Origin of the sequence: Sporolactobacillus inulinus, assembly GCF_006539285.1 — a bacterium.
GTDB lineage: Bacteria > Bacillota > Bacilli > Bacillales > Sporolactobacillaceae > Sporolactobacillus > Sporolactobacillus inulinus.
In genome coordinates, this window is sequence record NZ_BJMS01000108.1 from 1 (window position 1) to 9,420 (window position 9,420).

Annotated in this window: 14 protein-coding genes; 6 read left to right on the forward strand and 8 right to left on the reverse strand. The window is 48.5% G+C overall.

The window, feature by feature from the left end; translation table 11 throughout:
* From SIN01_RS12610 to SIN01_RS12630, 5 genes are all read right to left on the reverse strand, one after another.
* On the reverse strand, positions 1-262 hold a 262-nt coding region (locus SIN01_RS12610), incomplete at its 3' end, for an isochorismatase family protein (protein WP_141306112.1).
* A 235-nt stretch (positions 263-497) separates the two neighbouring features.
* Positions 498-1,193, reverse strand: a complete 696-nt coding sequence (gene queC, locus SIN01_RS12615; RefSeq protein WP_010027059.1) for a 7-cyano-7-deazaguanine synthase QueC — start codon at positions 1,191-1,193, stop codon at positions 498-500.
* Between the two features lie 17 nt (positions 1,194-1,210).
* Complete coding sequence (queF, locus tag SIN01_RS12620) at positions 1,211-1,696, reverse strand: preQ(1) synthase (RefSeq protein ID WP_084688917.1); 486 nt, start codon at positions 1,694-1,696, stop codon at positions 1,211-1,213.
* 14 nt (positions 1,697-1,710) lie between these two features.
* On the reverse strand, positions 1,711-2,394 hold the full coding sequence (locus tag SIN01_RS12625) for a queuosine precursor transporter (RefSeq protein WP_010027062.1): 684 nt from the start codon (positions 2,392-2,394) through the stop codon (positions 1,711-1,713).
* Positions 2,395-2,652: 258 nt separating this feature from the next.
* Positions 2,653-3,315: a Crp/Fnr family transcriptional regulator gene (locus tag SIN01_RS12630; RefSeq protein WP_010027063.1), complete on the reverse strand. Its 663-nt coding sequence runs from the start codon at positions 3,313-3,315 to the stop codon at positions 2,653-2,655.
* A 239-nt stretch (positions 3,316-3,554) separates the two neighbouring features.
* On the opposite strand from SIN01_RS12630, the gene SIN01_RS12635 reads away from it, so the two are divergent.
* Genes SIN01_RS12635 through SIN01_RS12650 form a run of 4 tightly spaced genes read left to right on the forward strand, consistent with a single transcriptional unit; the run spans position 3,555 to position 5,300 of the window.
* Positions 3,555-3,863: a cupin domain-containing protein gene (locus SIN01_RS12635; RefSeq protein ID WP_010027064.1), complete on the forward strand. Its 309-nt coding sequence runs from the start codon at positions 3,555-3,557 to the stop codon at positions 3,861-3,863.
* Between the two features lie 29 nt (positions 3,864-3,892).
* Positions 3,893-4,129 (forward strand): ferredoxin, encoded by a 237-nt coding sequence (locus SIN01_RS12640; protein ID WP_010027065.1) that lies wholly within the window; start codon positions 3,893-3,895, stop codon positions 4,127-4,129.
* A gap of 11 nt (positions 4,130-4,140) precedes the next feature.
* Positions 4,141-4,521 carry a DUF488 domain-containing protein gene (locus tag SIN01_RS12645; protein ID WP_028976945.1) on the forward strand — a complete coding sequence of 127 codons (381 nt, stop codon included), beginning with the start codon at positions 4,141-4,143 and terminating at the stop codon, positions 4,519-4,521.
* Complete coding sequence (locus SIN01_RS12650; protein ID WP_010027069.1) at positions 4,518-5,300, forward strand: flavodoxin family protein; 783 nt, start codon at positions 4,518-4,520, stop codon at positions 5,298-5,300. Before SIN01_RS12645 ends, SIN01_RS12650 begins: the two co-directional genes overlap by 4 nt.
* Positions 5,301-5,353: 53 nt before the next feature.
* Here SIN01_RS12650 and SIN01_RS12655 read toward each other — a convergent pair whose 3' ends face one another.
* The gene (locus SIN01_RS12655; RefSeq protein WP_010027070.1) at positions 5,354-6,796 is read right to left on the reverse strand and encodes an MFS transporter; all 1,443 of its coding nucleotides are present in this window, start codon (positions 6,794-6,796) and stop codon (positions 5,354-5,356) included.
* Positions 6,797-6,914: 118 nt separating this feature from the next.
* Between SIN01_RS12655 and SIN01_RS12660 the strand changes: the two genes are divergently transcribed.
* Together SIN01_RS12660 and SIN01_RS12665 are read left to right on the forward strand one after the other, a co-directional pair.
* A complete protein-coding gene (locus SIN01_RS12660) occupies positions 6,915-7,817 on the forward strand; it encodes a LysR family transcriptional regulator (protein WP_010027071.1) in 903 nt (300 codons plus the stop codon).
* An 80-nt stretch (positions 7,818-7,897) separates the two neighbouring features.
* On the forward strand, positions 7,898-8,386 hold the full coding sequence (locus SIN01_RS12665) for a GNAT family N-acetyltransferase (protein WP_010027072.1): 489 nt from the start codon (positions 7,898-7,900) through the stop codon (positions 8,384-8,386).
* Positions 8,387-8,425: 39 nt separating this feature from the next.
* Here SIN01_RS12665 and SIN01_RS12670 read toward each other — a convergent pair whose 3' ends face one another.
* Entirely contained in the window at positions 8,426-8,596 is a 171-nt protein-coding gene (locus tag SIN01_RS12670; protein ID WP_010027073.1) for a DUF1540 domain-containing protein, read from the reverse strand.
* A 600-nt stretch (positions 8,597-9,196) separates the two neighbouring features.
* The coding region (locus SIN01_RS15105; RefSeq protein WP_218027783.1) for a hypothetical protein at positions 9,197-9,420 on the reverse strand (224 nt) is incomplete at its 5' end.

Below are 9,420 nucleotides of genomic sequence, written 5' to 3' on the forward strand. Positions count from 1 at the left end.
AAAAAGCGCTTGTCGCGCTCTTTTTGAAAAAGGCTGCGCCTTCCGGTCTACGGATCGCCGGATGCACCTCGAAGCCTGGTCCCTCTCCTCCGGCAACACTTGTGTCACGAACGAAGACGATGTTCACATTTTCTTGAACGGCTTTTTCAATCACTGCATTAATCTTTTGAAGCAGGATTTCTTTATTGCCAACGCCGGGTTCGCCGGCATCGCCGTCAATCAGCGCTTGCTGAGCATCAATAACAAGTAACGCTTGGTTCATCGGGGCACGCTCCTCTACTATTTTTTTCATTGTAGCATAGTCGATTGATGAACATGCGACCCGAACCATTCTTTTCGAATTCTCTTTTTCCGCAAGCGAGCATGCGGGTTGGAGCCGTATAGATTTGATCAATACTGACAAGGAAGATGCCGAAATGTAAAGATTTTTAAAAATTTTTTCTAAAAAAAACTGTCTTGAACGCCGGTAGGACGAACAAGACAGTTTTATTGAAACGTTATTCACGGGACCAATCGATCGGAATTGCATAGTCAATCGGATCGACGAGACCGGCTTCTTGAAACCCTTTAATACGCAGCCGGCAGCTGTCGCAAGTCCCGCAGGCTTTATCGCCGCCATTATAGCACGAGGTCGTCCGTTCATAAGGGACGTGCAGCCGCGTGCCGAGGCGAATGGTTTCCGCTTTCGTCAAGTGCATCAGTGGTGTTTCAATAGAAATTTTGTGATCGGTGACGCCGGCACGCGTGGCCAGATTGACGGTTTTGGCCATACTTTCAATAAATTCCGGCCGACAGTCGGGATAGCCGCTGTAGTCGACCGACGAGACACCGGTGAACACGGCCGATGCGCCAATCACTTCGGCATATGCGGAGGCCAGCGCCAGAAAAATCATGTTGCGCGCCGGCACGTAAGTAATCGGGATGCCCGGATTTTCTTCATTTTGCGGCACATCCAGCTGTTGATCGGTTAATGCACTGCCGCCCAGCTGCTTGAAAAAGTCCAGATTAACAATGCGATGCGTGTTGACTTGAAAATAGTCGGCAATCTTTCGCGCCTGTTCCACTTCCCGGTCGTGACGCTGCCCATAGCTGAACGTCATCGGCCAGAGCTCGTAACCTTGCTCTTTGGCGACGCCCATACAGGTGGTGCTGTCGAGACCGCCGCTTAAAACAACAACCGCACGTTTTTTCATTGGCGGATGCCTCCTTTTTATCGGTTATCAATTTTTTCCGGATACATATCATGGCGGCTCAGCCGCTCAAAGGCGACCTGTTCCCAGCGCGTGCCCGGCTTGCCATAGTTGACATACGGATCAATGCTGATGCCGCCGCGTGGGGTAAATTTCCCCCAGACTTCGAGATATTTCGGATCCATGAGATGAATCAGGTCATCGGCAATTTTATTCATACAGTCTTCGTGGAAATCGCCGTGATTGCGAAAACTGAACAGGTACAGTTTCAGCGACTTGCTTTCCACCATCCGTACCGCCGGAACATAGCTGATATGAAGCGTTGCGAAATCCGGCTGATGGGTAATCGGGCAGAGACTGGTGAATTCCGGAAAATTAAATTTTACAAAGTAGTCACGGTCCGGGTGCGCATTCTGGAAGCTTTCCAGCAATCCCGGATCATAGTCAAAGCTATATTTTGTCCCTTTATTGCCAAGCAGGGTTAAATCTTCCTTGGATCGGTCCATGGTATCGGCCCCTTTCATTCTTTGCTAAGCCCATAATCCGTATGAGCTGCTCTGCTGCGAATCCAGTGAACAATGAGGTAAATCAGCGGTACGCCAACAACCGCGTAACCGAATTTAAGCACGTATTCGCTACCGATCGTTGACAGAATCGCGGTAACGGGCAGAATGCCGGTAAACCCGACAAACATAAAAACGGTCGAGTCGGCCAGCTGGCTGATTGCTGTACTTAATAAACTGCGCAGCCAGAGCATTTTGCCCTGCGTGCGCTTTTTCAGTCCGGTAAAAATGGCAATATCCAGCGTTTGCGAAATGCTGTAGCCGCACAGCGAGGCAATGACGGTGCGCGGCATTGCACCGAGAATCTCAGAAAAAGCTGCCTCATTTTTCCAAAATGGCGCCGGTGGAAGATGAATCGCTGCCTGCAGCAAAACAATAAAAAGCAAATTGGCGAGCAACCCGATCCAGACGATTTTCTGAGCAATCGATTTGCCCCAACATTCGGTAATACTGTCAAGCACGAGAAAAGTCAGCGGATAGATGATAATACCCGAGGTCATGGAAAGGCCGCCAACAGAGAAAAGCTTTGCGGCCACAAGATTGGCTGCGATCAAGCAGGTGACAAACACCATCGCCAGAACGATCAGCTTAAAGGGGATAAAAACAGATGATTGAGTTGATACATGTTGCGGTGCGTTCATGGTTATCACTCCCGTAGTTTTTTTGGTAAGGCAGAGGAGGGTTTCGAACTCTGCCAAACGTGCAACTCCTTGATTATAGGCGCTGTTCTGGAATAATGGCAAGCACTTCATGAAAAAATGACGCATTTATTCGGGACGAAAAAGACGACCATCCCGAGGTTAAAGCGAAATCCGCCATAGTTAAAGCGAATCGCCCAATTCTTAAAGCGAATCTACTCAAAGTTAAAGCGAATTCCGCAAAAGTTAACGCCCTGTTAATCAGCATCGCTCCAAATCAATGTAAATTTTGCCGCGTCCGGCTGATTTGGCGCGTTTTTCACGATACAGCCGATTGAGCAGACGGCTGACGGTTTCAGGCGTTACGCCGAGATATCCGGCCATATCCTGCTCGGTCATCGCATGACGGATCAAGGTCCAGCCGCTGGAAGCCGGCGTTCCTGAGGTGCTTGCCAGACGTTTCAGTAGGGACAAAAGCTGATTCAGTGCTGGTTCAAGCACCGAATCGGCATAGCGATTCATCAGTTCCCGGCTTTTCTTTGCGAGAAATTCGGTCAGGCGACGTTCAAGCACGGGGTAACGAAGCATCAATTTTTGCATGTTCGTCCGACTGATGACGAGCAGCAGGCATGGCGTAATCGTTCCGCCATTAGCCGGATAATGACTTTCATCATCCGCCAAACCGACATGCGGGAACAAATCGCCGCTTGCAAACAGGCTGGCGATCCACCTTTTTCCTTCTTTATTCTGATGGTACGCATGGACCAGACCATCGACAACAAAAAAGTAATCGGTTAATGGTTCCCCTTGAACAAAGAGCAGTTTTTTATCCTCAATCCGTTTTATCCGTCCAAATGACGCGATCTCCCTCAGCTGCTCATCGGTAAAATTCTGAAACCAACCGGTTGCTTTTAAAACAGACATCAATGTCCCCCCCTTTTATCATTGACCCGCCGGCATGCGCCAAACGCGCGACCTGGCTCCCTCGCCTTGCCAGCACTTTAACCGCAAAACGAATCCGCCGCACTGCGGTCATTTGCTCTCCATTCACACAAACTTGATCTCGATCATGTTTCGTTTGCCAACATTATTATATAGTATAGGTGATACAAATTCTCAATTAAACAATAAACCATCCATTTAATGATAAAGGGGCGTTTTCAGTGCAACTGCTTACATGTGAAACTCATTCCGCTTTAAAAGAACGACTGTATCATGATGAATACCAGACCGTGATGCACCTCTCCTTGAAAAAAGGCCAAAGCATTCCCGAACACCATGGCGGTGACGCAGCCGTAACGGTCATCCCCGTTCGCGGCGCAATCGTCTTCACCGCTTCCGGACAATCGGAACATCTGGTACCGGGCAAGCTTGTCCATTTGAACGCGCAAGAGCTCCATTCGCTCAGTGCCGAAGAAGACAGTGATGTGGTACTCGTGAAATCCGCCGCCGGTCCGGTAGGCGGCTGCTAATTCGCATCAAGAACAAGGAAGTGACTGCTTTGGAAGAAAAACAACATCAATACACACGTGTCGATAAGGATACCTGCATTTCCTGCGGTGCGTGTGAGATGGCTGCTCCGGACATCTTCAACTACGATGATCAAGGGCTCGCTTTTTCAATCATTGACGGAAATAAAGGGATCCAGCCGGTTCCTGAAGAATTATTAATAGATTTAGAGGATGCCTATGAAGGATGTCCTACAGAATCGATACTTGTATCAGACAAACCCTTTTGACCCTACAGGTGATGCATGTGAAACGAAAAATTAAACGAATCTATGAATCCGTTCAGGATGACGATGGTTTGCGCGTTCTCATCGACCGTTTGTGGCCAAGAGGTGTATCGAAAGCCAAGGCGCAGCTCGATGAGTGGATGAAAAATGTCGCGCCAAGTCCCGAGCTTCGCACACAGTTCAATCACAAACCGGAGCGCTTTGCAGCATTTGCGCAAGCATACCGGCGCGAATTGTCTGAGGATGCGGAGAAACAGCAGGCCGTGCGCCAGCTGCTTGACTGGAACCGCACGCAAAATGTGACGCTGCTTTATGCGGCGAAGGATCCCAACTGCAACCATGCGCGCGTTTTGCTGCATTATCTTGACGAGAAAGAAGCACCTGAACAATCATGACACCAACAATAATCGGCATTCTCGGTACAGAGAATCGCAACGGCGTGACCGCGCAAATGCTGGATGCTGTTCTCGACGGTGCACGCCAGCGCGGCTGCCGCATCGATACAATCGATTTAAATGACTATCGGTTAAGCATGAATCCGGAAGATTCTGAGGCACGTGACGCCATGGCACAGCTGGACGCGCAGCTCAAGCAGGCAGATGGTCTCGTGCTCGCTTCACCCACTTACTGGGGCGACGTATCCGGGTTGATGAAGCATTTTCTTGACTGCTTCCGTCCTCAGCTCGTCCGCTTCACGAAAAAAGGGGAACCCCTCCCTGGTGATTATCGTGGAAAAAGCTATGTACTCTTGACCAGCTGCTACACCAGCAAGAACGTCAACCGGTTCAGTGGCATCACGGATCAAACGTTTCTTACGATGGATCGGCCACTTCAGGCAGCCGGCATGCACCGGCTTGCCGAAGCGGTATGTACGGATACATTCGGGGTAACCACCTTGCCGGAAGCAAAACAGGTGGCCTGCAGAGCGATCGGTCAGGACATGCCGCTACGTATCCAAAAAGGAGGATTCACTTTGAAACGCTACATTCAGCTTTTCTTTATGCTGGCCTTCACCATTCTGATTGTTATGGGGATCCAGCAAGGATTGGCGGCGATGCATCTCATTCAATTGCACCGCTTTTGGATCAACTATCTCTCCTTTGTGATTCTGAGCTACCTTTTTCTTTCCTTAATGCTCCGCTATTTCGCCGTTCGCAAACACCGGCGCACCTAAAGCAAACGGTCGTCCGCTCATGATTGAGCGGGGCGACCGTTTTTTATTAATACTCAGTTGACGCTACGTGCTTTACGGGCATCGATGATCCAGAAGTACATGCTGATTAAGATCAGAACCATCATGAGTGCGCTATAAATGAATACGGCATTGTTCAAGCCGACCCAACGCGCGGCAAATCCGAGGCCAAGGATCGGCAGGCTAACGCCGAGATACGTGACGACGTAAAACGAAGCAATAATGTCGCCGCGCGAAGCATCCGGGGAAATATGATTGGTCAGCGCAAGGCTGCCGGCAAAGGTCGGACCATGGCCGAAACCAATCAACAGTGTCGTTAAAAAGAGAAAGACAAGCGATTTTGTTTCAAGCGTCACAATGAGCGAAGCAAGACCGAGCAGAGTCACTGCAAAACCGACAAGCGATAAGCGCTGAAGCGGTAAATTTTTCAAGACGATTTGACTGATCGTGGACACACTGAGCACAAGGGCAACAATTGCGCCGGCAACAGCCAGGTTGGCGCTGCCGACAAGCTGTTCGGTGTAACTGGGAATAATCGACAGCATCAAGCTCATCAGCGACCAAGCGATGAATGAAGTGATGCCGGAGAGATAAAAACGGCCGAAAAGTTCACGCGGTACCGCCGGACGATGGATCCGAATCGCCTCCGGCCGCCTTACTTTTTCACGCATATAGAAAAGGCCGAGAAAACCGGGAATGGCGAGGAACATATGCACAAAGTAAGCAAGCTTCATTGGATGCGGTGCATATTCGCCAAGTAACCCGGATAAAACCGGACCCAATGCGTTGCCGATCGTTACGGCCATCGAGCCGACAAATGCGGCTTTAATCCGGTTTTGTTTCGGATCGAGTTCGGTCAGAGCGGCAACGGCCACCCCGTTCAGCATGCCAACAGAAATCCCTTGAAAAATACGTGACACAAGCAGCAGCGCAAAATTTGTGGAAAAGGCAAAAAGAAGTGAACCGACAACGGTGAAGAACACGCCGGGGATCAGCAGTTTTTTGCGTCCGATTTGATCCGACAGTTGCCCGGAAAGAATGATCGTCGGGATGACCACAATGGCGTAACTGGCAAACAGCAACGTCACCATGCCGACGGATAAATGCCATTGGGCGCGATACAAGGCCAGCAGCGGTGATGGGATATTAGTGCCGAGCAGCGTGATAAACAAGCTGTAGGCCACCAGCCAAAAAGCGACTCCGCGTTTTGAAAGAACGGCACTCAGGCTGCTGCGGGCAGCATGTCGGGCAACGTTCACTTGAAGCACGTCAGCAAGACTGCTTAGTTGCTGGATCACGTGCTCAATGAGCGGTGGTTCCGATTGCAGCGTAATTTTCATTTTTGAGGTGCATACTTTTTTGTTGGCGTCAACGGTTAAGGCATCAATATTTAGTCCGAATTGGCCAAAGAGTTGCGATACCTTTGCCAGTATGCCCGGCTCGTTCTTAACCGTTACAAAGATGCGATGCTTTTCCATGCAGCGTCCCCCCTTCTCGATTCGTTTCTTTTATGATATCATTCGTTTAACCATACATTAACTATCTGTTTTATCTCGTTAACATACCTTTTAAGTATACATAAGAAGGTGAAGGAACATGGACTTGAGACAGCTCCGCTACTTTTTGGCGATTGCCAAAGAAGGACAAATTACGCGTGCCGCGAAAAAATTATCTATAGAACAGCCACCGCTCAGCAGGCAGCTGAAATTGATTGAAGAAGAGCTCGGCGTCGCCTTGTTTGACCGACAAGGCAAGCGGATGCGCCTGACTGAAGCCGGCGAAACCCTGCAGAAACATGCAAAAGATATGCTTCGGCAAATGGACGACACCATCACAGAAGTCAAAGAAATCGACATGGGCCTTCAAGGACGGCTCAATATCGGTTCTGTCTTTTCATGCGCCTCCCTTCTTCCTGAGAAAATCGCCTGTTTTCGAGACCGCTATCCGCACGTCACCTTCAAAATTCTCGAAGGAGACCATGTTGTTTTGGGCGACTATTTGGCCGACCGCAGTATTGAACTCGTCGTCACACGCCTGCCGTTTGAATCAAACGATGATCACGCCAAATACGAGACGTTGCATCTGCCGTCCGATCCGTTTGTGATGATCGTCCCTAAGAATCGAAAATGGCAGCAAGCCAAATCTCATTTTCGTCTGAAAGATTTGGCAGCGACACCACTGATCGCTCTAAAAAGCGATAAGACGGTTCAACTCAATGAAAAAATCGTAAACGAATGCCTCCGCCTCGGCTTTAAACCGAATATCATCTGTGAATGTTCCAGTGTATCGATAACCATTGCACTCGTCACAGCCGGAATCGGCGTCACGATTTTACCGAAATCTGTTCTGACCGCCTTTTCCATCGCCGACATCGACATGTTCGAGCTGCCGGATATCACGGCTCGGTCGGAGGTTGGCATCATCTGGCTGAAAGACAGCTACTTAACGAAAAAAGCAAAGCGATTTATTGATCTCTTTCGTCAAGAATCCGGCCATTAAACGTATGCCTGGTGACGGTTCGCCAATCGCCCTTGCGCATGCAGCACTTCCGAAAACACCTAAAGGAGACAAGAAACGTCATGAAGATCAGAAAAGTCCGCAAATCAGATTTAGCGCAGCTCATCGAACTGGAAAACAGCGGTTTTACTCCGGAAGAAGCCGCAACCAAGCAAGCATTCATCACCCGTATTGAAACCATCCCCGACACGTTCCTCGTCGCTGAAGAAATGAATCAAATCATTGGCTACGTCAACGGACCGGTCATTTCCATGCCGCATATTACCGATGACCTGTTTGAACAAACCATACCCAATCCGGATCGCGGCGGCTATCAGAGCATCCTCGGACTTGTCGTCGCGCCGAATTGCCAAGGAAAAGGCATTGCCTCCCAGCTCCTGCGCGCATTGGAGGATAAAGCCCGTGAAAAAGATCGCTTGACGGTGACCCTTACCTGCCGCCAATTTCTTATCCCTTTTTACGAGAAGAACGGCTACACCAACCAAGGCATCGCCGCATCCGAGCACGGCGGCATGAAGTGGTTCAATATGGATAAACCGTTAAACGAATGAGGCGAGAGCATCCGCGCTCCCGCCTCATTCAACATGCCATTAGTGATGAACTTTCGAGTGTTCCGGTTTAAACGTTTTGCAGTCGGTTTCTTCGGTTTTTGATGCTTGGTTTCCTTTGTGACTCACCACATAAATCGCGTTTGCGGAACAGTGGTTTCCTTCATCCCAGAACGTGCAGTTGTTTACTTCGCACAGTACATCTTTTGCCAAAGCGGATCACCTCCCACGATTATTATGATCACCCACCCGAAATACATGCAGCGGCCCCTTTTCCAGCAAGACAAGGGTGGGTAAATTCAATCTAAAGCCTCAACGAATGGCGTTAAAAAGACAATTCTCATAGGTATTCACGATTTTTTCACGCTCCCAAACCATTGATGTTTCACAGAAAATGACCAAGAATCGAAACTATTTCATTTCCATGCTTTTTGTTATAATTTTCTTAATTATTAGCAGGATTGAAAAGATGAATTTTATTCACAAGTGGTATGAACTGATATGGTGGATTCCCTCTATGTTGGTGTTTTTACTTATTTTAATTGACAGTTCTGTGTTTAAAAGTAGCAATTTTTCTTATTGGACAAGGTTTGAAGGTCGTTTTTGGTATTTCAAGTTTTAAGCATTAATAGGTGATGCAAAATATGGCAGGCATAGACGTGTATGGACCCGCCTCATTCATTGAAAATAAGAGAAATGAATCTATTTTACTTGGATTCGTCGGACGATCATCGGGAGTAATTAACGTGAAGTAATCTTTCTTGAGGAGTCAACAAAACACCAGTATGATGGATAAAAGCAAATAACAAATCCTCACTTGGAATGTTCATTAAATAATTCCACAATAGTCATGAGCGCTTTCGTAGTCTTATCTTGAGCGGCTTCAATCTTTGATAGGCGGACATTCGTTTCAATTTGAGCCGTTTCCAAGTTTCCGATCCGGTGGTTCATAATCGATTGTCCGTCACACAATTCACTTAGACGTTTGTCCATTGATTCAAAGTGTTTGTCCATTGATTCAAAGCGTTGATCCATTG